The 24,580-nt window shown below is 60.7% G+C and carries 29 protein-coding genes and 1 pseudogene; 14 read left to right on the top strand and 16 right to left on the bottom strand.

What is annotated here, in order from left to right:
* Positions 1-56: 56 nt before the first annotated feature.
* The 9 genes from FOA17_RS01400 to FOA17_RS01360 all read right to left on the bottom strand — a co-directional run bounded on the left by FOA17_RS01400 (position 57) and on the right by FOA17_RS01360 (position 7,548).
* On the bottom strand, positions 57-1,055 hold the full coding sequence (locus tag FOA17_RS01400) for a TrbL/VirB6 family protein (protein ID WP_149139725.1): 999 nt from the start codon (positions 1,053-1,055) through the stop codon (positions 57-59).
* Positions 1,055-1,537: a hypothetical protein gene (locus FOA17_RS01395; protein WP_149139724.1), complete on the bottom strand. Its 483-nt coding sequence runs from the start codon at positions 1,535-1,537 to the stop codon at positions 1,055-1,057. Before FOA17_RS01395 ends, FOA17_RS01400 begins: the two co-directional genes overlap by 1 nt.
* Before the next feature lie 2 nt (positions 1,538-1,539).
* The gene (locus tag FOA17_RS01390; protein WP_149139723.1) at positions 1,540-2,337 is read right to left on the bottom strand and encodes a type IV secretion system protein; all 798 of its coding nucleotides are present in this window, start codon (positions 2,335-2,337) and stop codon (positions 1,540-1,542) included.
* Positions 2,334-3,446, bottom strand: a complete 1,113-nt coding sequence (locus FOA17_RS01385) for a lytic transglycosylase domain-containing protein (protein WP_162528141.1) — start codon at positions 3,444-3,446, stop codon at positions 2,334-2,336. The genes FOA17_RS01390 and FOA17_RS01385 overlap by 4 nt, the downstream gene beginning before the upstream one ends.
* 221 nt (positions 3,447-3,667) lie before the next feature.
* Complete coding sequence (locus tag FOA17_RS01380) at positions 3,668-6,010, bottom strand: VirB4 family type IV secretion/conjugal transfer ATPase (protein WP_149139721.1); 2,343 nt, start codon at positions 6,008-6,010, stop codon at positions 3,668-3,670.
* Positions 6,000-6,266, bottom strand: a complete 267-nt coding sequence (locus FOA17_RS01375; protein ID WP_149139720.1) for a VirB3 family type IV secretion system protein — start codon at positions 6,264-6,266, stop codon at positions 6,000-6,002. Before FOA17_RS01375 ends, FOA17_RS01380 begins: the two co-directional genes overlap by 11 nt.
* Positions 6,267-6,281: 15 nt before the next feature.
* On the bottom strand, positions 6,282-6,581 hold the full coding sequence (locus tag FOA17_RS01370; protein WP_050521812.1) for a TrbC/VirB2 family protein: 300 nt from the start codon (positions 6,579-6,581) through the stop codon (positions 6,282-6,284).
* Between the two features lie 21 nt (positions 6,582-6,602).
* Positions 6,603-7,226, bottom strand: coding sequence for a lytic transglycosylase domain-containing protein (locus tag FOA17_RS01365; RefSeq protein WP_238991684.1), 624 nt, complete (start codon positions 7,224-7,226; stop codon positions 6,603-6,605).
* Positions 7,210-7,548 (bottom strand): hypothetical protein, encoded by a 339-nt coding sequence (locus FOA17_RS01360; protein ID WP_149139719.1) that lies wholly within the window; start codon positions 7,546-7,548, stop codon positions 7,210-7,212. The genes FOA17_RS01365 and FOA17_RS01360 overlap by 17 nt, the downstream gene beginning before the upstream one ends.
* A gap of 189 nt (positions 7,549-7,737) precedes the next feature.
* On the opposite strand from FOA17_RS01360, the gene FOA17_RS01355 reads away from it, so the two are divergent.
* From FOA17_RS01355 to FOA17_RS01345, 3 genes are all read left to right on the top strand, one after another.
* Entirely contained in the window at positions 7,738-8,148 is a 411-nt protein-coding gene (locus FOA17_RS01355) for a hypothetical protein (RefSeq protein ID WP_149139718.1), read from the top strand.
* Positions 8,149-8,384: 236 nt separating this feature from the next.
* Complete coding sequence (locus FOA17_RS01350; RefSeq protein WP_338029091.1) at positions 8,385-8,786, top strand: PH domain-containing protein; 402 nt, start codon at positions 8,385-8,387, stop codon at positions 8,784-8,786.
* A gap of 215 nt (positions 8,787-9,001) precedes the next feature.
* On the top strand, positions 9,002-9,844 hold the full coding sequence (locus FOA17_RS01345) for a hypothetical protein (RefSeq protein ID WP_149139716.1): 843 nt from the start codon (positions 9,002-9,004) through the stop codon (positions 9,842-9,844).
* 105 nt (positions 9,845-9,949) lie between these two features.
* Here the strand turns inward: FOA17_RS01345 and FOA17_RS01340 are convergent, their stop codons facing one another.
* Positions 9,950-11,323: an aminotransferase-like domain-containing protein gene (locus tag FOA17_RS01340; protein WP_149139715.1), complete on the bottom strand. Its 1,374-nt coding sequence runs from the start codon at positions 11,321-11,323 to the stop codon at positions 9,950-9,952.
* A 259-nt stretch (positions 11,324-11,582) separates the two neighbouring features.
* On the opposite strand from FOA17_RS01340, the gene FOA17_RS01335 reads away from it, so the two are divergent.
* The 9 genes from FOA17_RS01335 to FOA17_RS01295 all read left to right on the top strand — a co-directional run bounded on the left by FOA17_RS01335 (position 11,583) and on the right by FOA17_RS01295 (position 18,504).
* A complete protein-coding gene (locus tag FOA17_RS01335; RefSeq protein ID WP_149139714.1) occupies positions 11,583-12,065 on the top strand; it encodes an MSMEG_0572/Sll0783 family nitrogen starvation response protein in 483 nt (160 codons plus the stop codon).
* A gap of 51 nt (positions 12,066-12,116) precedes the next feature.
* A complete protein-coding gene (locus tag FOA17_RS01330) occupies positions 12,117-13,088 on the top strand; it encodes a Nit6803 family nitrilase (protein ID WP_149139713.1) in 972 nt (323 codons plus the stop codon).
* The gene (locus FOA17_RS01325; RefSeq protein WP_149139712.1) at positions 13,081-14,184 is read left to right on the top strand and encodes an MSMEG_0568 family radical SAM protein; all 1,104 of its coding nucleotides are present in this window, start codon (positions 13,081-13,083) and stop codon (positions 14,182-14,184) included. The genes FOA17_RS01330 and FOA17_RS01325 overlap by 8 nt, the downstream gene beginning before the upstream one ends.
* Positions 14,181-14,735 (top strand): MSMEG_0567/Sll0786 family nitrogen starvation N-acetyltransferase, encoded by a 555-nt coding sequence (locus FOA17_RS01320; protein ID WP_149139711.1) that lies wholly within the window; start codon positions 14,181-14,183, stop codon positions 14,733-14,735. Before FOA17_RS01325 ends, FOA17_RS01320 begins: the two co-directional genes overlap by 4 nt.
* Positions 14,732-15,718 carry a sll0787 family AIR synthase-like protein gene (locus FOA17_RS01315; RefSeq protein WP_149139710.1) on the top strand — a complete coding sequence of 329 codons (987 nt, stop codon included), beginning with the start codon at positions 14,732-14,734 and terminating at the stop codon, positions 15,716-15,718. Before FOA17_RS01320 ends, FOA17_RS01315 begins: the two co-directional genes overlap by 4 nt.
* Complete coding sequence (locus FOA17_RS01310; protein ID WP_149139709.1) at positions 15,711-15,992, top strand: MSMEG_0570 family nitrogen starvation response protein; 282 nt, start codon at positions 15,711-15,713, stop codon at positions 15,990-15,992. The genes FOA17_RS01315 and FOA17_RS01310 overlap by 8 nt, the downstream gene beginning before the upstream one ends.
* Positions 15,989-17,272: an MSMEG_0569 family flavin-dependent oxidoreductase gene (locus tag FOA17_RS01305; protein WP_338029090.1), complete on the top strand. Its 1,284-nt coding sequence runs from the start codon at positions 15,989-15,991 to the stop codon at positions 17,270-17,272. The genes FOA17_RS01310 and FOA17_RS01305 overlap by 4 nt, the downstream gene beginning before the upstream one ends.
* Positions 17,269-18,072 (top strand): Pnap_2097 family protein, encoded by an 804-nt coding sequence (locus FOA17_RS01300; protein WP_149139707.1) that lies wholly within the window; start codon positions 17,269-17,271, stop codon positions 18,070-18,072. The genes FOA17_RS01305 and FOA17_RS01300 overlap by 4 nt, the downstream gene beginning before the upstream one ends.
* A gap of 69 nt (positions 18,073-18,141) precedes the next feature.
* On the top strand, positions 18,142-18,504 hold the full coding sequence (locus FOA17_RS01295) for a DUF983 domain-containing protein (RefSeq protein ID WP_149139706.1): 363 nt from the start codon (positions 18,142-18,144) through the stop codon (positions 18,502-18,504).
* Positions 18,505-18,557: 53 nt separating this feature from the next.
* Here the strand turns inward: FOA17_RS01295 and FOA17_RS20000 are convergent.
* Positions 18,558-19,496 (bottom strand): annotated as a pseudogene (locus tag FOA17_RS20000) (tripartite tricarboxylate transporter substrate binding protein).
* 245 nt (positions 19,497-19,741) lie between these two features.
* Here FOA17_RS20000 and FOA17_RS01280 point away from each other — a divergent pair.
* Positions 19,742-20,701, top strand: a complete 960-nt coding sequence (locus tag FOA17_RS01280; protein ID WP_149139703.1) for an IS481 family transposase — start codon at positions 19,742-19,744, stop codon at positions 20,699-20,701.
* A 16-nt stretch (positions 20,702-20,717) separates the two neighbouring features.
* Here the strand turns inward: FOA17_RS01280 and FOA17_RS01275 are convergent, their stop codons facing one another.
* The 4 genes from FOA17_RS01275 to FOA17_RS01260 all read right to left on the bottom strand — a co-directional run bounded on the left by FOA17_RS01275 (position 20,718) and on the right by FOA17_RS01260 (position 23,232).
* Entirely contained in the window at positions 20,718-21,011 is a 294-nt protein-coding gene (locus tag FOA17_RS01275) for a putative quinol monooxygenase (RefSeq protein ID WP_149139702.1), read from the bottom strand.
* A gap of 111 nt (positions 21,012-21,122) precedes the next feature.
* Positions 21,123-21,863: an SDR family oxidoreductase gene (locus FOA17_RS01270; RefSeq protein ID WP_149139701.1), complete on the bottom strand. Its 741-nt coding sequence runs from the start codon at positions 21,861-21,863 to the stop codon at positions 21,123-21,125.
* Positions 21,864-22,069: 206 nt separating this feature from the next.
* Positions 22,070-22,366, bottom strand: coding sequence for a putative quinol monooxygenase (locus tag FOA17_RS01265; RefSeq protein ID WP_149139700.1), 297 nt, complete (start codon positions 22,364-22,366; stop codon positions 22,070-22,072).
* Positions 22,367-22,437: 71 nt separating this feature from the next.
* Complete coding sequence (locus FOA17_RS01260; protein ID WP_149139699.1) at positions 22,438-23,232, bottom strand: type 1 glutamine amidotransferase domain-containing protein; 795 nt, start codon at positions 23,230-23,232, stop codon at positions 22,438-22,440.
* Positions 23,233-23,345: 113 nt separating this feature from the next.
* Between FOA17_RS01260 and FOA17_RS01255 the strand changes: the two genes are divergently transcribed.
* The gene (locus tag FOA17_RS01255) at positions 23,346-23,759 is read left to right on the top strand and encodes a LysR family transcriptional regulator (protein ID WP_203232243.1); all 414 of its coding nucleotides are present in this window, start codon (positions 23,346-23,348) and stop codon (positions 23,757-23,759) included.
* Here FOA17_RS01255 and FOA17_RS01250 read toward each other — a convergent pair.
* Positions 23,749-24,336 carry a recombinase family protein gene (locus FOA17_RS01250; protein ID WP_149139698.1) on the bottom strand — a complete coding sequence of 196 codons (588 nt, stop codon included), beginning with the start codon at positions 24,334-24,336 and terminating at the stop codon, positions 23,749-23,751. The genes FOA17_RS01255 and FOA17_RS01250 overlap by 11 nt on opposite strands.
* Positions 24,337-24,580: the final 244 nt, after the last annotated feature.

Below are 24,580 nucleotides of genomic sequence, written 5' to 3'. Positions count from 1 at the left end.
CGGAAATGGGGATTTGCGCGGTTGGCAGTTGTGCGGTGTGGGCCAGTTCGTCAGCGTCAACTGTCGCGGATAAATTGACCCAAACGCGCCCTTGCGGCTTGGCCGCGCTCGGCATCTGACCGCGCCTGATCGCGCAAATGGTGGTGTTCGGTCTTGCCGTGCATGAATCCCGATCGCACCTCGTTCATTCGGCGCGCCGAATAGTCGGAGGCCTTTTCCAAGGGCTTGCCCGCAACCCGCAGAGCCTGCGGTGCGATGCTCGCGAGGCTGATCTGGCCGGTGATGTGGGTCACGGCATTCGGGATCGCCATCAAGGCAAATATCCCGACGAAGACGATGACGAAGAAGCCGAGGATCGAGCCGAGGTCGGTAACTGCATCCGCGTTTCGGAAGACGTCATGGGCAACCGTCACCACGGCGACAATAACGCCGGCAGAGGCGACCGGATACATCAGATAACCGATCATGGCTGAAAGCCAGGCCTCGAATATTCCCTTGGTCTTCTCGAAGATCGTGGCGCCGATGGCGATCGGGGCAACCCCGAGAAGGAAAGCGATCATCAGCTTCGAGAAGCCAACAATGAATACATAGACCGCCATGAGGACGCCCAAGACCACATAAAGAACCGCTGCAACGAAACCGCGCATGATGGACGACATTGCCGAAGACACGGAATCCACGTTCCCTGCCATCATATTCGCCATGTCATCCATCGCCGCCGTGGCAGAGGACCCGACACCACTGCCGCCCAAGCGGAAATACTCCAGCGCAAGCGCGCTTAAGCCGTTGCTGGCGGCTTCATAGATCTGGGTGAAGTTTGACCAAGTCAACCCAAACATCAGGACCATCACAATCCGAAACGAAAGTTGAACCGCATCGCGCATCGAGATCCGGTAGACATTCAAAGCCGCGTTGATCCCGACCATGACGAGGAGCAGGGTCAACAGGCTGGTGTAGAGCGGCCCAATCGCCCCCGCTGTTGCCTCGAAGTACTGCCGACCAGCGGCGGTGATCGCCGAGTCCAGCGTCGCCAGTATGGTCGAGACGCTGTCCATCAGAAGCTGCCCCCGCACATGGTCTCTGCGATCGGGAACAGGGCATTCGATGCTTCAAAGACTTCGAGCGTTTGCTGCCAGGTCAAGCGCTCGACGGCCTTCGCGTTCCGCAAGTCGGCGGCCAGGGCTTCAACAGCTTCCCAGTTCGCGACCTTCCCGCCACAAGAGCAGTCCTGAGTTTGAACCACATTCCTGACTTTGATGAACCCGTAGATATCCCGATAAGCGCGGGCTTCAGGGCCCTTCTGCGATAGCTCATATTCAGCAGGCCACAATGCCCGGCAGTTCCGGAATTCTTCGTTCACTGCTCCCGGGATTGGCTCCACATTTTCAGGGATCTCGACTTTGGGCAAAACGTCGAGATAGGCGTTTTCCTGGGCAAGGTCTGTCGGGGCTTGGGTTTCGGCCCAAGCTGCGGCCGAGAAAACCGCAATCAGCCCAAGAGCGCCACCCACCATCCGCGTTTTGAAATCAATGGCCATGCTCATTCTCCCCCAAGGACTTTGATGAACTTCTGCTCTTCGGCGGCGGTGGCGGCGTCCATGACGCCGGCCTCGCCCATGCCCATCAGCTGGGCAGATTCCATATTCCAGATATTGGCGAGCGCGATCGACAGTTCCGCCGTCACGCGGGTATTGAGGTCGATGGCCTCTTTCAGCCCCTCGGTGTCCGGGATTTCCTGCACGAGCTCATGGACCCGCTCGAGGCTTTCGGATGCCTTGACCGAGGAGGTTTCTGCCGCGGCCGACAAGAAGGCGGCGGTGTTGGCTTGCGTGCCAATCCGGGCCGCCCCTTCGTCTTCGCTGTTCGCGAGCGTGTCGACCGTGGCCACATCGAGCCCGGCCGAAGCGAAGAATTCCGAGACATACTGGGCGGCAGGCTTATCGCCGACCTTGCCCGAGGTCGTCATCAGGGAATACTTGCCATCTTTCGCCGAGATCAGCCCGCCGGTCAGATCGGCGACATCGGGCAGGATGTCGTCAAAGAAGGTATCCGGGTCTGGAATACCTAAGGCTTCCAGGGTCAGCCCGTTGCGCAAGGCGTCAAGCTGGGCCTTCAGAGTGGCGATCTGTTCGATCTGCTTCAGGATCTGGTCATCGAGTTTGAGGTTCGACGCGATCATCTCCTTCACCTGTAGCTTGGCCTCGGTCAGCACTTCGCCGATCTTGGCGATGCTGGTCAGGTCAACCGTCGGGACGCCCTGCGCGAGGGCAGGGGCCGCAGAAAACAAGCCGGCAGAGATCAGAAAAGGGCCAAGACCCCGGACAAGATTGCGGATCATTCGGAACCACCCTTCACTTTGATGAATGTTGCGTCGATGGCATAGGCTTGCAGCCAGAGGGCGTAGCGGGCCTGATCGACCTTGACGCGCGCTGCCTTGACCCGCTCGACCATCAGCCCGATGCGGACGGCTTCGGCACGGGCATAGCTGTTGAGGTCGAGGGCCTCTTTGGTCGATCTGGTCGTTGGGATGCGCTCGATGATGGCGCGCAGCCGCTTCAGTGAGGCCTCGATCTCGAGAGAGGCGGCCATCCCGTAGTGCAAGCCAGCGTCAGCCGTGTTGCTGGCCTCGGCAATCGCCATGTCCCGCGGATCGAAAGTGCCGACTTGATCCACGCCGACTATCTTGCCGGCATAGGCGTTGAAGAACCCGGTGATGCGGACGACGTAATTCTGCGTCTCTTCAAAAGGGGGAATGCCGCCATACTTGGTGACATTGCCCGGACCGGCGTTATAGGCGGCGAGGGCCAGCGGAACGGAACCGAAGGTGTTAAGCTGCGTCAGGAAATAACGCGCACCACCGTCAAGCTGCAGCATCGGGTCGTCATAGTAGGCGGGGAAGATGCCAAGATCCTTGGCGGTGTCGGGCATGACCTGTGTCAGACCAAAGGCGCCAACTGGGCTGCGTGCCCCAATGGAAAACCCAGACTCTTGTTTGACAAGGCTCTGGAACCAAATGCGGAACTCGACCGGGTTCAACCCGGCGCGTGCAAGTCCAGGGTGGCCTGCGTATTTTTGCGCGGTGGCGACGATCATCTCTTCGATGCTGGTCTTGGCATCGCCGAAAAGCCGGGCGGCATAAGGGTTGTTGTCCTCAACCGCATAGTGGACTTCCGCCTCAGCCCCGGGGATCACTTCGAGATCGCCGATCCACGGTGTCTGACCCGTCATCATCGCCAACGTCGCATCCAGCGCATCGAGTTGGTCCTGGTGCAATTCGTCGATGCGCCGCTTCTTGTCGGCCTCAAGCTCGCGACCGCCGGTCAGATAGGACATCTGAGCGATTTCCAGTCCGTGCTGGATGATGGACTTCGGGTCGACAATCGGCACGCCTTGCGCCGTCGCAGGCCAAGGCATGACCGCCGCGCCCAAGGCCAATGCCCCGATCATGCCAAGAGGTTTATTCGCAGGGAATGACATCAAGACCCGAAGTGTTGCCGCGAGAGACGAGGCCCGCATCCGGGCTTGCACCCATGGTGGAAGTGGTCACAGTAGAACCAGCGGTGGCCCAGCAATTGGTCTTGGCAATCGGCACACCGGTGCAGCCCGCAAGTCCCGAACATCCGAGTCCGATAATAAAGGTTATGTAATATATTGATTTCATTGGACAATCATTCCTTCCAGAATTCGGGCCGCGTGGCATAGTCAGCGCCGAAGGCATTCAGGCCGGCCTGACCGCCGCCAAGCGCGGTCAAGAGCGGCCCCAGGGCTTTAAGATCGACGTTCAGCACGGTCGAGCTGCGCGGCGTCCGCGACAGGACCATCCGCTGGCCCGGGATCGGGCTCAGAACAAAGTCCAACTCGCCATCGGTCAGCCGGAACCCGTCATAGTCCGCGCTTGCGGCTTCGCCGTTCGGGAACAGGAGCTGGTTTGGCAGGGCTTCCAGGATTGAACGGGCTTTCGATCCTCGGATCTGGCTTGGGAACTGGGTCATCATCACGACAACGACGTTCTTCTTGCGGGCCGTGACCAACCATTCGGCGAGCTTCTTGGCGAAGTACTCGTCATCGAGCACCTTCCAGGCCTCATCGATCAGAATCAGCGTCGGGCGCTTTTCCTCGATCAGCATCTCGATGCGGCGGAAGAGATAGCCAAGGATCGCAGTGCGCTCTGTGCCGAGATCGAGGATTTCCGTCAGATCTACAGCCGTGACATCATGGCTGGTGAAATCCACCACCGGCTCCTCGGCCTCACCGAAAACCCAGCCATAACGACCCTCGGGCCCCCATTCGCTGATCCGCTGTGCCAGATCGAGGCCGTCGCCTACATCGCCGAAGAGCTCCTGAAACGCGCGGAAATTCCGCAGCCCTTCGCGGGCTTTGCCGTTTTGGGAAATCGCCGATTTGAGCGCTTCGGACTGCAGCGGTGTCATCGGCCCGCTGCGGGATTCCAGAAGTGCCACCAGCCAATCCAGAAACCACGCCTCACCACGTTCGCCGGATTCCGTGGCAAGCGGGTTCAACCCGGTGGGCCTGCCGGCGCGGATTTCTGCGTAACGCCCACCAAGGGCGCGCACAGCCATTTTGAGCCCGGCTTCCTTGTCAAAGATGATCGTTCGGCCCCCTGCCCTTTGGGCCTGGGCCGCGAGGAAGGCGACGGTGGTGGTCTTGCCGCCACCAGACTTGCCCAGGACCAGCGTGTGGCCGTTGGTCGGTTCCGCTGTCGGATCGCCGGGTTCATGAAAGCTGAACCGGTGCAGCGAGCCTTGCAGCGTCTGGAACAGCGTGAGCGGGGTTTGCCATGGCAGGCACGCGGCTTCCGTCCCGGTGTCTGCTGCATGGAGGGCGGCCATATCGGCGAAGTTCAGGGACGAGACCGTCATGTCCCGCGCCCGGTAATCCATATTCCCGGGATGCATGGCGAAGAAGGCTGCCTCGAGGGCGGTGACCTCGCGGACGAGCCGCATGCCGTTTTGATGGGCAATGCCGCGTATGCGGGCGACCTCGGTGTCGAGTGCCGTCTGATCCTCGGCGAAGGCCGTGATAGTCATCTGATGGATGCCAAAGCCAAGCTCGCCGCTTTCGGACTTGTCGGCAGCCTCGAAAAGCTGCGCCTCAATCGTTGCAGCAATGTCTTCGGATGCCCGCATTTGGGCTACCCGGCGTTTCACCCGCTCGGTAATGCTGCCGCGCTCGATCGGCGTGTAGCTGTGGGTGATGATGGTGTCGCGGGACGCGCCCAATGCATCCAGCATGCCGGGCCAGGTCGAATTGGCATAGGATTTGACATAGAGAACGGCGCCAACGCCGGGCGTGTCAGCCCCCGCCTCCACTGTGAACTGGCCTTTGCCGAAGCGGATGGCGGCATCGCTGGCATCCTCGGCGATGATGCCGAAGGGGCTGCGCGGTTTGCTGCGCAACTCACCAGTCAAAAGCGAGGCGTAGAAACCGATCAGGCTGCCATCGCTGATCTTGAGGCGGTGGGATTTGACGCCAAGACCGGTCTCAAGGATCGAGACCACTTCGCGCAATTCTTCCAAGCGACGGTCGGTATCCTCGCCCCAGACTTTTGCGGCTGCTTTGCCAAAGAGCGGCACGGCCAACGGCGCAACCTGCCGTCGCACGACCGTCAGGATCAGCACGGATTCCTGCAGATTTCGACGCTGCAACTCGCCATCCCAGGCCCGGTCAATATCGGCAGCGAAGCTCTGACCGTGAATGGGTTTCAGCTGGGCTTGGGCCGGGCGCATCATACGGTGCAGATAGAAGGTGAACCGCTCATCGAGGTTGTCGAGAAGATGGGCGAACCCGGCCCGTAGCGCGGTAATCGCCGCGCCGCCCGAGGTGACCCCGTCGATGCCAATCACTTCGAGGGAAAGCATCAAGCCGTTGTCGCGGGTGCGCACCACCTCGTCATCAAGCTCGATGACATAAGGCAGATGCGCATAGATCTTCGGGTCGGCCGGGATCAGCGCACGCGCCCTGCCCCGCACCCCCTCTCTCTCAAGAAACATGACGCCGCCCTTTCCGAAGGATGGCCATCGGCGTCACCAGCATCATGACCGCGAAGACGTGATGCCCGTTCGGGTTAACCTTCGTCGCAAAGCGCGCGAGCCCGTACCAGATTGGGGCCGTCAGAAACCACCAAACCGGCTTGAAGAGGATAAAGGGCAGCACGGTCATCGCCCCCACTGCCATGGCATAGGGCATCGGCAGGCCAAGAAACTTGGCTTGCCGCGAGAGCCCGAGGATGACCGCGCTTTTCTCCATCTTTGTGATCTCGCCTTAGCTGAAGGACGAGCGCAGGTTTGCGACGATGGCGGGGCCGGCGAAGACAAGGAAGGCGCCGACTACGACCAATGCAACCCAAGCCCAGGAGATCCGGTTGAAGGCGGCAAGGAACCCTGTCACCACAAAGGCGATGCCGAAGAAGGCCGTCGCGAGGGTGCCGCGGAACGAGGCCAGAACGCCGGTCGCGACCGTTTCGGCTTTGGTGAAGACCACCTGCGCCAATGCAGGCTCAGATTGCGCCAGAAAAAGGGTGCAAAGGGTCAGGCCCAAAAGAGCCACGTGTTCGTTACGCATGAGGGGTTTGTCCTTCTAGGTTCAGAGCTCGGTGAGGATGCGGTCATAAACCGCCATCACCTTGACGATGTGGGATTGGGTCTCGGCGTAGGGTGGCACGCCATCGTACTGGCGCACGGCTTCAGGCCCGGCGTTGTAGGCGGCAAGAGCAAGCTCGAGGCTGCCGAAGGTTGCCATCTGTTCCAGAAGATAGCGCGCGCCGCCGTCGAGGTTCTCGATTGGGTCCGCAGGATCGACGCCGAGATAGGTCGCAGTTCCGGGCATCAGCTGCGCAAGACCAAGGGCCCCCGCATGGCTAACAGCCCCTTGGGTGTAATTGCTTTCGACCTTGATCATCGCCTGGAAGAAGGCTGCCCACTCCGCGGGCGAAAGCTCCAGCCGCGCCAGGGCCGGATGGTCCTGATACCGGGTGGCAATCAACCGGATCGACGGCAGGACGTCCCTTGGGGCTGAAACGCCCTTGGTGCTGTAAGACACGTCGGCGGCGGGCTCAGCCCCCTCCCCTTCCGGGGTCTCTTCGTCAACCTGTTCAGGGCGGACTGGGACAATCAGCTGTCCCTGCTCGTCATAGCGCAGCACGGATGTATCAAGCGCGGCGAGCTGAATCTCTCCGCCCTGCCCTTCCGGCTCATTCCAGCGGATCACTTCCGCCTGGGAGGCTCCGCATGCCAGTGCAGACAGCGCCAGCGACAGCAGGCACGTCGAGACGGTCGAGGTTGAGCTTGCCAAAGGCGAGACCGAACATGCCGATCGGCGAGTTGACGATGCGTTCGCGCGCCAGAGCCGTGACCAGCAGGAAGCGCTCGCCCGCAGGACTGACGACGTAGAACAGCCATTCCCCCGAAAACCGCTCGTCGGGGTTTGGCGCACTGACACACTCGATTTCAACAGTCGCTCCTTGGGTTGCGGCCAGTTTGCGGAAATCGCGTTCCAGCAAGACAGGCAATGCGCGCCGTTTGGTATTCATTGGGTCCCCTCGGATCATCTGTTGGGAACGTTGTATCGCAGATTTCTTGGTGAGGCGATGCCTAACAGAAAGTATGGCGTATTCAATATAAAAATGACAAACACGATAGAAGAAGGGCGTATGCCCGAACCTGCGGTTGAACCGGACGGCGTGTCATGAAGGCAGCTGCACCGGTCGGTCCTCGAGAAAATGGAGCCACGTAATGAGACGCAGACGTTGAGAAAAGACCAAGAAATATTGGCATTTTTGCGGGTTCACGGATCGGTTCAATCGGCCGGATTAGCACTTCAGATGCGCAGACGAGAGCTGAATCTGGCCTCGATTGTCGTGGCCACGTTTGTGAACTCCGCAGCTCTCGCACAACCAGAGGTGATTCGCTGCCTGTCGCCCGAAGTGCCGGTTACCGACCTTCCCCAGGCGGTTCTCGCCGAGTACCGAACTGAGATTGCGGCCGAGTTCGAGGCCTATTTTGCGGCCGTCAGCACCCACATCGCCTGTCTCGATACCGAGCGCAATCGCGCCCTGTCGGAAGCCCATAGGGCAACCGAGGCTCATTCGATTTTCCTCAACTCCCCACCAGCTCAGAAGGACCTCCCGTGAAACCTCTCCTCCCTGCCCTCCTCCTGGGTGTCGGTCTCTCAACCGCAACCATCACTCCCGCAGCGGCCTACCCTGTCGACTGCGCGATCCTTCTTTGCCTCGCAGGGGGCTGGCCTGCTTCTGCCGAATGCGCTCACGCGAGGGCGGTCTTCATTCGCCGCATCACGCCATGGCCAATCGAGCCACCGCTGCAGATATGGAACTGTCCGATGCGGGCAAGTTTCCGGGGCCAGCAAATGTCGCTTGAGCGTCTATTCGATATTGCATTCCGGAGTGATTTGCCTTCGACAGCCTTGTCGCTCCCCCAAGGCTCTGCCGGACTGATCCCTGTCGACGCTCAGGCAGATGTCGACATCTCCGATCCGGCGTTTGACTTCGTCCGCTCGATCCGTGTGTTCGAGATCACCTATCAGCAGCGACGCAGCTCTGATGGCGACTGTAACAGTTGGGGCAGTGTCTACATGGGCAGCTACGGCGATCAAGGCGAATACAGCCGCCGCCGGAGCAGCGTCTCGGCGGTTCCTACTGCCTCAGATCTCGCTGTACCGGCAGACTGTCACAACTATTGGCATCGGTCCGTCTTCGTCGAATGGCGCGACTATGAAGGCAGCTACGGACACGAAGAGGTTCACTACTGAGAACCTGACCCACGGCCATGACCCACGTTGAACGAAAGACCGACACCTAAATACAGAAACGACGCCAGACCATAGGCCCGACGCCGCACTGATTTCCTCGTGGTACTGGGAATTTAGCGCGAGCTTTGGACCCGTTCAACCCGCAAATACTTTTGCCGGAACGAAATTTTGTACGCTCAACGGTCTGGTGTCGCCCAAAGACGGAACGACACATCATGGAACTCACGACCGGCGCCATTCTGCGGCGCATCACCGAAACGCCGCTCTCCACTGCGGCGCATAAGCTCGCAACGATCATCCTCGACGGTGTCGCTTGGAAGGACGGTTACAACGGGCTGGAGCGCGGAACGGCCGCCTTCACGCTGGCGCATCTTGCCGAGAAGATGGGGGTTTCGCGGCAACATCTGACGGCGCTTCTGGTCGAGCTTGCTGCGTCAGGATTGGCGCTGGTCCGGTGGAAGCCGAACGGTAAGTTCGCGCCGTGGCTATTCCGCTTCAGGGGGCAAGAGGAAGCCGGAGCGCCGACAGATGGCGTGTCAACCTCAGACGACACATCACTATCTAGAGACTCTAAGAACAAAACTATCTTTGCAGGGACGATCGAGATTGATGCAGGAGCCAATGTCTACCACACGCCATGGGCGGACCTGATCAAAGCCGTGAAAACCTCGCTCGCCTGCTGGAACGTCGACACGCAGATCATTTGGGAGCGATTCATGGCTTTCAACCGGGCGCGCGGAAATGCGGCAGTGCCAGCAGGGTTTCTTCTGGGCTTCATGCGGCAGTGGCGGACGTCATCACGTGCAGCACCTGTTCCGACTAAGGGCGAGAGGACTCAGAGCGAACATGATCCAGTGGAACGGGAACTGCACCGTCTGGTTCAAGCTGCGCCAAGCAGGAACAGGGAGTTTCACGCGTCCGAGCTCCGTCGGCGCATCGGTCAGGCGGCCTATGACGCTCGCGTCCTTGACGTCGTCCGGCAGTTCGGTTGCGAAAAGTTCACTGCCACTCTCGCTGTTCACGGTCGCGCAGTGAGGGCCAGGGAGATTTCGAGGTAAGTACAATGTGGCGAAGGGTCGGCTGCGATGAATTGCCTTTTGGCCCCGGCAACTGCCCGATCAGGGTTTTGCGTGCTGGTCGAATTTTCAACGCTCGCTGAACACCTAACCAAGCCAAGTTTCGCCGTTCAGGCTGTTGGCAAGGAAGGCCAGGCCATTGTTAAGCCCTACCCGGCTGATTGACCCGCCAAGACAAATGCGGACGTGCTCATCCGGTGGGCCTAGAACAGTGAACGCATCAGATGGCATCAGACCCATGCCATGCCCGTTCATCCGCCCCATCAGTTCCGCGCGACCGACACCTGACGGCAGTTTCAGCCAAATGTTGAACGCATGCTTTTGGGCGTCGAACTCAAAGCCACGCAGCAGGGTTGCGGCAATGTCTTGCCGGGCCGCGCTTTCTGCGCGGATAAACCGGCAGATGCGATCGGCGGTGCCGTCTTCGATCCATCTGGTCACAAGCGCCATCGACAAGGGTGATGCCATCACGTTGGTGACGCGCAGGGTCTGGGCCAGCTGATAGGAAGACCGACTGTCAGGTGCAATTGTGAACGCCAGCCGCAGGCCGGCGCCGATACATTTTGCAAGACCCCCGATGTGCCATGTCTGAACCGGGGCGAGCGTGGCAAACGGCGGGGGCGCATTGGGCAGAATGAAGCCGTAAGCATCATCCTCGATCAACGGCAGATTGTGGCGCACAAGAACATCTGCAATTTCCATCCGTCGTGCTGCCGGGATCGTAAGTGTGGTCGGATTGTGCAAGGTCGGGTTCAGATACAGCGCCTTTGGCCTGTGTCTCTGGATCGCGTCTGCCAGCGCATCCGGCAAAATGCCGGATGCGTCCACCGGCAGGCCGATCAGGTTCATCCCGGCCCGCGCCACAACGGACCGCAACCCGGGATACGTCACGGCCTCGCACAGAATTGTATCGCCCGGAGAGGCCAGTATGCTCAGCACGGCCACCATTGTGGCATGAGCCCCCGGGGTGACGGCAATCCGGTCCAGATTGGGCACCATTCCGCGCATCGATAACCACGACAACGCGGCCGCGCGATCTATTTCAGATCCGACGGTTGATTGATACCGCAGGAGAGCGACAAGATTGGCCCCCACATGGTCAAGACCAGCACGCATGGCCGCCAACAGGGCCGGATCGTCTGGCTCCGGTGGCAGATTCATCGACAGATCCTGTTCACGCGCACGCCGCGGGTCAGCAGCCGGGCCAGTGACCTCTGGCCGAGCACGGACAAAGGTTCCCCTGCCGACATGACTTTCTACCAACCCGCGGGACTGCGCCTCGGTATAAGCACGGCTGATGGTGGTGAAATCCAGGCCAAGAACCTCGGCCAGCCGCCGTTGTGGAGGCAGACGGTCACCCGCTACAAGCAAGCCGCTGTCGGTGTCGCGCTGAATTGAATCCGCAATCTCCAAATAGCGGGGTTTGCCGTTGGATTCGAAAACAGGCATCCAGTTTTTCATCATCCGCTCCGTGTCTCTGTGCATTGACTGTATTTGTATGCATCCAACGGCGCGCGCCGATTGGCAAGTCGATTCTGACTTCCGCAGCCGACAATGATTGTAGACTGCCTATGTTTCACTTCTTTTGATAATTTTTCGCCCACTAGAGCGGCATTTTTTGCAAATTGTTGTTTTATTGTATGTATAAATGATTCATATATTGATCGCATCAATTTGCGATGCATCCTGATCTCATCCCAACCGAGAACAGGAGCGGCAGATGCCAACAGTCACCACAGAGGCCCACAAGCCGGGCGATTTCTTCGTAGATTATGAAAACAAGGTGTTCGAGGATGTGAAGGCCGAGCCGGGAGACAAGGCGTTGGTCACCTTTCACACCATGGCATTCGAGGGCTCGATCGGGCTGGTCAACATTCTGAACGCCATCCGCCTAAACAAAAAGGGTTACGATACCTCAATCCTGCTCTATGGCCCCGGCGTTCTGCTGGGTGTGCAGCGCGGTTTCCCCAAGATCGGCGATGAGGCATTTCCGGGCCACCAGAATTTCAACAAGAATCTGGAGCGGTTCATGGCAGAGGGCGGTAAGGTCTATGCCTGCCGGTTCGCGCTGCAGGCACTGTATGGCGCGGGCGAGCCGTCGCTGATCCCCGGCATCACGCCGATCATGCCGCAGGACGTCCTGGACTGTGTGTTGCTGCACAAGAAAGCCAATGCCGTGATCATCGACACCTGGACGGTGTGAGCCCGTGCGGCCCACCCCGCTGGGCGGGTCCTTTGCCCGAAGGAGAAGAACATGCGCCCCAAACCCGTCATCCGCGCTGCTGCGGTGCAGATCGCACCGGACCTGACCTCGCGTGCGGGCACCATGGAAAAGGTGCTGAACGCGATTGCCGATGCTGCAGGCAAGGGGGCGGAGTTTATCGTCTTTCCCGAAACCTTTGTGCCCTATTACCCCTATTTCAGCTTTGTGCTGCCCCCGGCGCAACAGGGGCCGGAGCATCTGCGACTGTATGAGGAGGCGGTGGTGGTGCCCTCGGCCGAAACTCGCGCCGTGGCCGAAGCGGCGCGCAAGCGTGGCGTAGTGGTCGTGCTGGGGGTGAATGAGCGGGACCATGGCTCGCTTTACAACACGCAGCTGATCTTTGACGCCGATGGCACGCTGGCGCTGAAGCGGCGCAAGATCACGCCAACCTATCACGAGCGCATGGTCTGGGGCCAAGGCGATGGCGCCGGGTTGAAGGTGGTCGAGACCGCCGTGGGGCGGGTGGGCGCGCTGGCCTGCTGGGAACATTACAACCCCCTCGCACGCTATGCGCTGATGGCGCAGCACGAGGAAATTCACGCGGCGCATTTTCCGGGCAGCCTTGTAGGGCCGATCTTTGGCGAGCAGATCGAGGTGACGATGCGGCATCACGCGCTGGAGGCCGGGTGCTTTGTGGTGAACGCGACCGGCTGGCTGAGCGAGGAACAGATCGCCAGCATCCACCCGGACCCAAAGCTGCAAAAGGGGCTGCGCGATGGTTGCATGACCTGCATCATCACGCCCGAGGGGCGGCATGCGGTGCCGCCTCTGACCAGCGGTGAGGGTATTCTGATCGCCGATCTGGATATGAAACTGATCACCAAACGCAAGCGGATGATGGACAGCGTGGGGCACTACGCGCGGCCTGAGTTGTTGCGGCTGCTGCACGACACCCGCCCTGCCCTTCCCCGTGGCGAATTGGCCAATGAACCGATGGACATCGAGGAGCCGACAGATGCTTGACGCGGATCTGATCAACGAGTTGCAAACCAAAGGCGCGCGGCTGGTGGACCCTTCGGCCGGGCATGAAAGCCGCCGGGGTGGCGCGGGGCCGTCAGACCACAAGGCGGTGACGCTGGCGGGGCAGACGGTGATGGTGCCGGTCCATACCGCGCCCGCGTTCCAGAGCCCCTATGTGATTGACGCGCCGGACGGAACCAAAGGTGAGGCACGCGTCTTGCGTGACGGGGCCGAGGTCGGGCGCATCCGTTTTCCCGGGCGGCCCCGGTTCTATGATCTGACCACGGCGGATGGCATCCCCTATTCCAAGATTGCAGTGCTGCATGGCCGCGACGTGCTGGCGACCACGGTGCTGCAAACCTGCATCCGTTACGAGTCCCGCAAGAAAACCTGTCAGTTCTGTTCCATCGGGCAAAGTCTGGCGGCGGGGCGCACGATTGCCCACAAAACGCCCACGCAGCTGGCCGAGGTGGCGAAAGCGGCGGTGGAGTTGGATGGCGTGCGCCATATGGTGCTGACCACCGGCACGCCAAAGGGGTCTGACCGCGGGGCGCAGGTGCTGGCCGACTCTGCCCGCGCGATCAAGGCGGCGGTGGATTTGCCGATACAGGCGCAATGCGAACCACCCGAGGATGACATCTGGCATCAGCGCATGTTTGATGCAGGGGTCGATACGCTGGGGATGCATTTGGAGGCGGTGACGCCAGAGGTGCGGGCGCGGATCATGCCGGGCAAGGCGAGCGTCCCGTTGGAGAAATACTTCAGCAGCTTTGAGGCGGCGGTAAAAGTGTTCGGGCGCGGGCAAGTCTCGACCTACATCCTCGCCGGTCTGGGCGACACGGCAGAGGTCATTCTGGCGATGTCAGAAAAGCTGGTGGCGATGGGAGTTTACCCGTTTGTCGTGCCCTTTGTGCCGATTTCGGGCACGCCGCTGGAAAGCCACCCGGCACCGACCTCAGCCTTTATGGCCTCGATACTGCAACCCCTGTCGCAGATGACGGTGACAGGCGGGATGCAGGCCAGCGATATCAAGGCGGGTTGCGGCAAGTGCGGCGCGTGCTCAGCCCTGTCCACCTATGAAAAGTTGAGGGTGGCATGACACATCTGACGCCTCAGTCCGGTTTTCTGCAAAGCTATCGCATCTGCGCTGCGGCGGAGCCGTGGATGCAGGCAGGGGCGCGTGACTTGCGCGAACGGGTGTTCGTGCAGGAGCAGGGTGTTTTTGCGGGCCATGACCGCGACGCGATTGACGATATTGCCCTGCCGCTTGTTGCCATCGCCGAGAATGCGACCGGTGGGCCGATTGTGGTCGGTACGGTGCGGATACACGAGCCGACACCCGGTGTCTGGTGGGGGTCGCGGCTGGCGGTGGCACCGGAATGGCGAAGGGTGGGAAAGCTGGGGTCCGAACTGATCCGGCTGGCGGTCGGCACGGCGCGGGCGCGTGGGGCGGTGGAATTTCACGCTCATGTGCAGCGGCAGAATGTCGTGCTGTTCCGCCGCTTGCATTGGGTGGTCGAGGCGGAGATGGATCTGCATGGCCTTCCGCATGCGCATATGCTGGCCAGCCTGACCCACTATGTGCCGATTGACGATCCCGCTGCCGGATGGCGGATCAGCGCCCCTGGCCCGGTGGAGGGCAGCGCATGACCGTTGCTGCGATTGCTGCTGAACTGGCGGCGCATCCCTCGATTCTGGGCAAACTGGATATTGCCGGGGCGACCCGCGCTCTGGGGCTGAGCGGGAACAGCACCGGCCAGCCCGGCGATGATGCCGCAGCCCTACCCCGGCCCGAAGGCGGCTGGGATCTTTTTGCCGCCGAGGCGTTTATTCCGGCGTTTGTCACCGATGATCCATGGTTTGCGGGCTGGTGCGGGGTGATGGTGAATCTGTCGGATATTGCCGCCATGGGCGGGCAGGCGACCGCGATCACCGATATGATCTGGGCCCCCGATGCGGCCAGCGCGGCCCCGGTGCTGGAAGGGTTGTTTGCAGCGTCAAAGGCTTATGGCGTGCCGATTGTCGGCGGGCACACCAACTTGCGCGCGCCATCGCTGAATCTGTCAGTGGCGGTGACCGGGCGGGCGCGGGCGCTGATCTCCAGCTTTGCCGCGCGGCCGGATGACATGCTGATTGCGGCGGTGGACCTGCGCGGCGCGTGGCGGCCCCGGTTTGACAACTGGTTTGCTGCCGCCGATGCGCCGGCAAGCCGGTTGCGCGGTGATCTCGCCTTGCTGCCGGAACTCGCCGAGTCGGGGTTGGTACGGGCGGGCAAGGATATAAGTCAGGGCGGGATTGCCGGCACCAGTCTGATGCTGGGCGAATGCTCGGGCTGCGGGTTCGAAATTGATCTGGACCGGCTGCCGATGCCGCCCGGTGTGGATATGGCGCGCTGGATGCGGGCCTTTCCCAGCTTTGGCTTTTTGCTGTCGGTGCATCTGTCAGATGCGAAAGAGGTCTGCGCCCGCTTTGCCGACCGTGGGCTGGCAGCGGCGGTGATCGGCCGCGCGACAGCGGGATCGGCAATTGATCTGGTGCAGGGAGACGCGCGGGCGACGTTCTGGGACTGGCAGCAGCGCCCTTATCTGGCGCTGGGACCGAGCCAGCCGGTGCGGGAGGTGCATCATGCCTGAGGTGATTTTTCACATCCGCTGGCCGGACGGGGTGGAGGAGCGCTGCTATTCGCCCTCGACCATCATTCACCAGCATCTGAGCGCGGGGCAAAGCTACCCGCTTGATGATTTTCTGGCCCGAGTTCGCGCCGGGCTGATCGAAGCCTCGGACAGGGTGGCGGCCAAATATGGCTTTGCCTGTTCCAGCGCGATGGATCAGCTGGCTCGGATCGAGGCCAATGCCCGCCGGTATTCTGCGGATGACGCCCCCGTCATCTGCCTGTCACTTCAATGAAAGTCCTGCCCATGTCTGTCCATGACACAGCCGTTCCGCATATCCCTGTCGTCATCATCGGTGGCGGCCAGGCCGGACTTTCCGTCAGCTGGTATCTGACCCGGGACGGGATCGATCACATCATCTTTGAGCGACACAGGCGGTTTCACTCGTGGCGGGAGAACCGCTGGGACAGTTTCTGTCTTGTAACGCCGAACTGGCAATGCCGCCTGCCGGGGTTCCCGTATCAGGGCGATGACCCTGATGGCTTTATGCTGCGCGATGAAATCGTCGACTATCTGGATGGGTTCAGCGCCAGCTTTGATCCGCCGCTGCGCGAAGGGGTGTCGGTGACACGGGTGACGCCTTTGGCAAATGCCGGCTACCGGGTCGAGACGACGGCGGGGGTCTGGACCTGTGGGCAGGTGGTGGTGGCGACGGGGGGCTATGACCAGCCCATCGTGCCCCCCTATGCCAGCGCGATCGCGCCAGAGGTGGTGCAGATGCATTCGGTCGATTACCGCCGCCCGTCTCAATTGCCGGAGGGCGGCACGCTGATCGTGGGCACCGGGCAATCGGGCGTGCAGATCATGGAGGATTTTCACCGTACCGGGCGCGACGTGCATCTGGCGGTGGGTCCCGCACCGCGCAGCCCGCGCAAATACAGGGGCCGCGATGCGACCGACTGGCTGAATAATATGGGGCATTACGCGATCACCATCGACAAACACCCCGACCCGGTCAAGGCTCTGACCCAGACCAACCATTACATGTCGGGCCGGGATGGCGGCAAAGAGATTGACCTGCGGCGTTTTGCGCTGGAGGGCGTGCACCTATACGGGTCAATGGCGGGGGCAGAGGGGACGCGGTTGCAGTTCCTGCCGGATCTGGAAAAGAACCTTGATGATGCCGACCGCAGCTATTGCGGCATCCGTGATCAGATCGACGCCTGGATTTCAGCGAAGGCGATTGATGCCCCGGCGGAGCCCCCGTTTGAAAAGGTGTGGCGACCAGAGGCAGAGGTGACAGAAATTGATTGCGCGGCACTCGGAATCACCTCGGTCATCTGGGCCATTGGCTTCCGGCCGGACTATGGCTGGCTGGAGGCGGACTGCTTCGATGCACAGGGCCGCCCCGTCTATCGCCGCGGGGTTACACAAGCGCCGGGTGTTTATTTCATCGGCCTGGGGTGGCTGAACACCTGGGGGTCGGGGCGGTTTCTGGGGATTGATGACGATGCGCGCTATCTTGCGGAGCAGATCGCGGCGCAGGCCAGCGTCAGAACACAGGCTGCGGAATGAAGCATGAGCGGATTGAGCGCTGTGACACGATTGGGCAGCGCCGGTTGGGGATGGCGGAATGCGGCTGGCGCGGGCTGTCCGAGGGCTGGTTGCTGCGACATCTGGGCGATGTGCATTGGCGGCAGATCGCAGATGCGATGGGGCAGCAGGCAGCGGTGTTTCACGACGCGACAGGCGCGCCGGTCTATGCGGCGTTCTGTGCGATTTCAGAACGGATTGCGCAGCCCGAGCTGGCAAGGCCCGGCGCACTGCTGACAATCGCCTCGCGCTTGCGGCGGCTGTCGGCAACCCGGCTGATCTCGTTTCACAGCCTGGATATCGGCGGTGAGGACTTTGCCGAGGTCACTCTGATCACGGCTTTTGTGCGCCATGGTGTGGGTGGAAATGCCCATATCCGGCGGGCACAGCCAGTGGGTAAGCTAGACCTGCCGATGATGGAGGCGGGTGCTGATGATGGCTTTGCCGAAGAAGCGGCACAGCTTTATCGCGGAGCAGGGTCTGCTGGTGACACCCTGCAAACGGATGTCACCCCATGCCCCACCACAGAATTCAACGCGGCCGGGTTGCTGTATTGCGCGAATTATCCGGCGCTGGCTGACAGGGCGGAATGGGCGCTGTACCCCGAGGCGGCGACCCGAATGCTCACGCGACGCAAGATCGTTTTTCTGGGCAATGTTGACGCCGGAGAGCGCGTGACAGCCGCGGTCCACACAGATCGCGCTAAGCCTGACAGGCACAGCATCACCCTGGCTTCAAACGGGCGGGTCATTGCACAGGTGGTAACGGAAAAGCTGAGTTGATTTGCCGCATGTCTGCATATTGATCGGATTCATTTATGTGATATCATGCAGTCAATTCAGGAGGCTGCCATGAGTAACGATCTGCGCCAGAGAAAACCCGCCATGAGGAACGGCTTGCGTCATCGCTGCCCCAAATGCGGCGATGGTAGGCTGTTTACCAGCTATCTGAAAGTGGCCCCCGCCTGCGAGGCCTGCGGACAGAGCTTTGCCGCGCAAAAGGCAGATGACGGCCCGGCCTATTTTACCATCCTGCTGATGTGCCACATTGCAGGCTTTATGCTGCATTTCATGATTGTTTACACCGCCCTTGGTCCGATGGCGACGGCGCTGTCGATCAGTGTCGTTGTTCTGGTGGGCAGTCTGCTGCTGCTGCCCCGGATCAAAGGGCTTATGATCGGCTGGCAATGGGCGGACCGCCTGCACGGATTCTGAAAGGAAAACGCCCACGCAGAATTGCGTGGGCACCTTGTCTTTATGTGGGAAACCTATTGCGAAATGCCCACCGCCTCTAGCCCGACCCGCGCAACTTCCACAACATTTTCGACGAAGGCTGCGTATTCAGCCGGTCCGACGGTCAGACCCTTGATCCCTGCTGCGGTCTGAAAAGCCTGGAACTCGGGCTTCTGCATCGCCTCGAACATGCCATCGGCAATCTTTTGCTGGATATCTGCAGGCATATCCTTGGGGCCAAAGATCCCGCGCACATTCGCCCAGTTGGTGTTTGCATTATAACCGAGTTCGGCAAATGTTGGAACGTCGGGCAGCGAGGCTGACCGTTCCGCCGAAAGAATACCCAGAACACGAAGACGACCAGCCGCAACGAATTCTAGCACGGCATTGGGATTGCCGGCGCCGATCTCGACATGTCCGCCCAGAACATTTGTCACGGTTTCAGACGAGGCATCAAAACTGACCCAGTTCTGCTTGATGCCGGCCGATTCAAACACGAGATGTGACGCAATGTTCGCGGCCGACCCGATCGGACCAAAGCCACCGATTGAAATCTGCGTGTCCTTGCCCGCGTAGGCATCAACCACATCTGCAAATGTCTTGTAGGGCGAGTCTTCTGCCACCTAGAGCAGGTAGGAATCTTCCTGAAGCATAGCGATCCAGGAGAAATCGTCCGGCGCGAAGGTGCCCGCCAGATTGGTTTGCATCGCGGTGAAATGGGTCATGACGGATACGCCGATGGTATGGCCATCTGGCGCAGCGGCGCGGATGGCCGCCATCTGCGTGGCTCCACCGCCACCAGGTTTGTTCACGACGACGACAGGCTGACTGAACACGTCTTGTGCAGCAGCGGCGAGGCTGCGCGCAAAGACATCAGAAGCGCCACCCGGCGCGTTCAGAACCACGAGTTCGATCGGCTTTGTCGGCCAGTTGGCATCTTGAGCATGCACGAGGCCCGCCCAGGCGAAAGTCATGCAGCTGATACCGATAGCAGATGCCAGCCTGCGGCCAGATGAAAACAGTCTCATGTGTATTTACTCCCCATGTTGGAATGTTGATGAAGTCAGTGCGGCATATTGTTTCCCGCTTGATGCAAACAATATCCTGTCATTGTAGATTCCCCCCCTACGGATCGCTTGGGCATTTACTGACAATTTGTTAGGTGTTTGATCCCACGGTTTAATGGTGCGATCCTTTCGAAGGAATGGAAGGAAGCACTATGGGACAGGTTCGTCACGGGAGCGCCACGACCACGCACGCCGTCAGAGCAGCAATACAGCGATCGCAAGCTTCGCTCGCGCAGTTGAGCCGGGAACTGGGCATCAACCCCAAGACGGTCGCGAAGTGGCGCAAGCGGGCGACGGTCGAGGATATGAAGACCGGGCCTACGGAACCGCGGTCGACGGTTTTGACCGAGGCCGAGGAAGCGATGGTTGTCGCGTTCCGGCGCCACACGCTCCTGCCACTGGACGACTGCCTTTATGCCCTGCAGTCGTCGATCCCGCATTTGACGCGGTCAGCGCTGCATCGGTGCCTGCAGCGACATGGCATCTCGCGCCTGCCGGATGTTGAAGGCGACAAGCCCAAGCGCCAAAAGTTCAAGCGGTATCCCATCGGCTTCTTCCACATCGATATTGCCGAGGTGCAGACCGCCGAGGGCAAGCTCTACTTGTTCGTCGGAATCGACCGGACCGCCAAGTTCGCCGTCGCTCAACTCGTTGCAACTGCTGACAGAAAGACGGCCTGGGAGTTCCTGCAGCATATGCTCGAAGCCGTGCCCTACCAGGTCCACACGATTCTTACTGATAACGGCATCCAGTTCGCCGAGCAGCCCCGGAACCGGAACACCATCTACTCTCGGCCAATGCGCTTCGACATGATCTGCGAGGCGAACGGGATCGAGCACCGGCTGACCAAGCCCAACCACCCGTGGACCAATGGTCAGGTCGAGCGAATGAACAGAACGATCAAGGACGCGACCGTGAAACGCTTCCACTATGAAACCCACGATCAGCTGCGAACGCACCTCGCGGACTTCCTGGCAGCCTACAACTTTGCACGCAGGCTGAAGACGCTCGGCGGTCTCACGCCCTACGAATACATCTGCAAAATCTGGACATCAGAGCCGGATCGATTCATCCTCGACCCGATCCACCAGATGCCGGGACTGAACACCTAGGGTGCCGACCGCTCCGCTATTTCGCGGCCAGCAGGGTGAACTTGTGAATCTGCGGCCGTTCAGAAAACAGTTCTTCTGCCTTATCCATCAGTGCGGCGGCAACTTTGCCGTCAAGATGCGTCTGCCGATCCTCCTCTGTGTCGAACGTATCGAAGATCGCGTAAGCACCGGGACCTTCCTCGATCACATACCAGGTCAGAGTGCCGGGCTCAGCTTGAACGAGTGGCAATGCCGAGGTCAGGAAATCTGCGACATCGCGCTCTTTTCCGGGCTTGGCCTTCAGTGGTACATACAGGGCAAGTTTGGGCATAAATAACTCCTCAAGTTAAACGGACAGATATCATTCGGCAAAGTAACAGACGAGCGGGCCAGAACGTTCCCCAGGAGGCGGAACACGCGCGGCCCCGCCTCCTCGTTGAAATCAGAACTGCTGTGCGGTCGGCCGGATGACGATCGCGTTGACGTCGACGTCATCAGGTTGCTCGACAGCGAACGCGATAGCACGCGCCACCGATGCCGCCGGGATGGCCTGCTTGTAGAAGTCGAGCACAGTCTCGGCAGCCGTGCCAGACGTCGTGAACTTCAAATCGCTTTCGACAGCTCCAGGCTCGATTGACGTGACACGGACCTTTTCACCCACCTCGTGGCGCAAGCCCTCGCTGATCGCGCTGACGGCGAACTTGGTGCCGGAGTAGACCGTGCCGCCCGGTGCGAAGACCTTGATGCCCGCAACCGAGCTCAAGTTGATGATGTGACCGCTGCCCTGCTCGAGAAAGCCGGGAAGGGCCGCCGCGATGCCGTAGAGCGTACCCTTCAGATTGACGTCGATCATCTGGTCCCACTCGTCGGTGTTGACCTCGGACATCGGACGGATCGGCATTAGCCCGGCGTTGTTGATCAGCACGTCGAGGCGGCCGAAGTCGGCAACAATTGCGGCAACGACGGACTGGACCGCCGACTTGTCGGTGACGTCGAGCGCGTAGCTACGTGCCGTGCCGCCGTTTGCGGCGATGTCCGCGACGACCTCGTCGAGCCTGTCCTTGCGCCGCGCGGCGATGGCCACCTTCGCGCCGCGTTCCGCGAGAAGACGCGCGGTTTCTGCGCCGATGCCGGTGCTGCCGCCGGTGATGAGAACGACCTTGCCTTCGATACCCTTGGTCATAACTGTATTCCTTCAAGTCAGTTGTTGATTTTTCGCTGGATCGCGGCTCCGCCTCAGCGTTAGCCGCGTGGATGAATTAGGTCCGTAAGGCACCACGCGAAGCGCAGGTGCCAACAGGCCGATCATCCGCAACTCGTCTGTGTCGAACGCCTGTACAAGCCGTGCCTAACCCACCCACTCTACAGGCTTGCCCATTGGCACCATCCTCAGGTCGCCGAGACGGGGTTGAGGACAAACGCGGCGCGCTCGGCCAGATCGCCGATCTGAGAGAGGTAGTTCTGGAAGTGGGGCGTCGCACGGTGGGCGGCGACCGCATCTGCGTCCGCGTACAGCTCGTCGAGCACGAAACGGTTCGGATCGCTCTGGTCCTGCCAGAGATCGTAGCGCAAATTGCCCGGTTCGGCACGGCTCGGCTTTAGCATGGCGTCGAGCAGAGCGCGCAGACGGTCGACGGTATCCGCACGGGCGGTGAGGACGGCGACGATCTTCACGTTGTCTGTCATGGCACCGTTCCTTGTCTTGGTTATATCCGTGAGAGGGCGCACCCTTAGCGCCCCACCGGTCATCCTGGTACTCATGCAGCGGCGCGATCGAGGGCTTCGATCAACGCGTCGGCCATGGCCCGGTCCGATGCCGGATTCTGACCCGTAATCAGCTCCCGGTCGACGACGACATTCGAAGCGAAGTTCTCGTCGGTGACCGACACGTCGCCACCGGCCGACCGCAGCGCCTTTTCCATGTCAAAGTAGAGCTCGCCCTTCAGCACTTGCTCCTCGGCGATCTTCTCCTCGTTCGCCGAAAAGACGGTCATGCGGTAGCCCGCGTAGATCCAGTCTTGGGCCAGGTCGGCCGCCCCGGCGTCATCGCCTTCCTCCAGCGCCCTGCGGAAGGCCGGAGCATCGTCGAGCGCGGCGACAACGACCACCGGCCCGTGGCAGAGGAGCGCGGTCGGCTTGGCCGCCGCATGGAAGTGACGGAGGATCGTGCCCGCATCGCGGTCCTCCATCAGGTCGACGATGGGCGCGTGACCTCCCGGCACGAACACGCCAACGAAGCCGTCCAGACCCTCGTCGACGACCGATTTCAGCGTGCGGACGTCGTTCATGGCCGGGTGGCTCGCAAAAAAGTCCTTGGCGCGCTGGAATGCCGTCTCATCGCCGCCAAAATGATCAACCGACACGGAGCCGGCGTCGATGTGGGGCTTGGCACCATTGGGCGTGGCGAGAACAATATCATAGCCGGCGTCGAGCAGAGCCAGCGCGGGGACCGCCGTCTCGTTGAGACACTGACCGACCGTCGCGGTACCGCCGCTACGCAGACCGATCTGCGTCGCGTTCGATCCAACAACGAGAACCTTACCCTTGCTCATCTGAACCTCCATGTTCGCGGCGTCCGCCGCCGATGGATGGTAGATGGGCCTTGTTGACATATTCTAGAAGTTTATATTTCTAATTTCAGATATACGGATGACAGGATGACTGCGTGCGCTACGACCTGAACCTGTTGCCGATCTTCGTCGCCTTGATGGAGGAGCGCAGCGTCACGCGGGCCGCCGAGCGCCTGGGGATGACACAGCCCGCCTTGTCCAATGCCCTGTCGCGTCTAAGACTGATGCTTCAGGATCAGCTGTTCGTCCGCGAGCGCTATGGCATCCAGCCGACCCCGATCGCGCTCGAACTCTCACCGCTGATCGCCGAGGCACTCGCCCAGCTCGACGACGCGGTCCTCGGTCAGCAGGCCTTCGACCCCGCACAGGCCGAACGGCTCTTCACGATCGCGCCGAACGGTTATGTCGAGTTCGTCCTCGTCCCCGCTCTCGTGGCGCGCCTGGAGAAGGTCGCGCCCGGTATAAGGGGTCTGCTGCCGGACGGGGCGAAATCCTACGCTAAGGGCTGATACTGGGTCCTGCACGCTGCAAGGTTCTGTAGACTGTCGGCCTTGAAACGGAGAAGAGCTCGGCAAGGTCGCTGATGGAGTAGTCGCCCGACGCATGCATGCGCGTCAGCTCTTTTTGCTGTTTTTCAGAGAGTTTAGGCTGCTTTCCTCTGAGTTTCCCCTTGGCGCGGGCGATGGCCATACCTTCCCGTGTCCGCATTCTGATCAGGTCGGCCTCAAACTCGGCGAAGGTGGCCAGAATGTTGAAGAACATTTTGCCCATCGGATCAGTCGGATCGTAAACCGATGCACCGATGGCAAGCTTCACACCCTTTTTTTCAAGTTGCTCTGCGATGGCGCGTGCATCGGGGACGGATCGGGCGAGCCGATCTAGCTTTGGTACGACCAGAACGTCGCCTTCCCGCACGGCAGCCAGGGCTTGGTCGAGACCAGGACGGGCGCGATTGGTGCCTGTCAGCCCGTGATCGGTATAGATGCGGCCCTCCGATACTCCCAAGCCGCCTAAAGCCTGCCGCTGCGCGGCCAGGTCCTGTTTGTTGGTCGAGCAGCGGGCGTAGCCAATTTTGGTCATGGTCATGTTTGAATGTACGGATAAAGGGCCTCATGTGCGAATCAAATCGTACCACCTATACGCTATGTTCTGCGGTGTGGTTTTTCTGATCCTACCAAACTTTGCAACACATGTCCGGTGAAGGATCCTCATACGGACAACGCTCTTTTGAAAGGCCACCATGCCACGACGCAGCATTCTGACCGACCGACAGCGCGCGGCATTGCTCGATCTGCCGACTGCTGAGGCGGACATGCTGCATCACTTCACG

The sequence above is a fragment of the Gemmobacter caeruleus genome (assembly GCF_008271655.1).
GTDB lineage: Bacteria > Pseudomonadota > Alphaproteobacteria > Rhodobacterales > Rhodobacteraceae > Gemmobacter > Gemmobacter caeruleus.
Note: the sequence above shows the minus strand (reverse complement) of the source record. Positions and strands in the feature narration are given on the sequence as shown.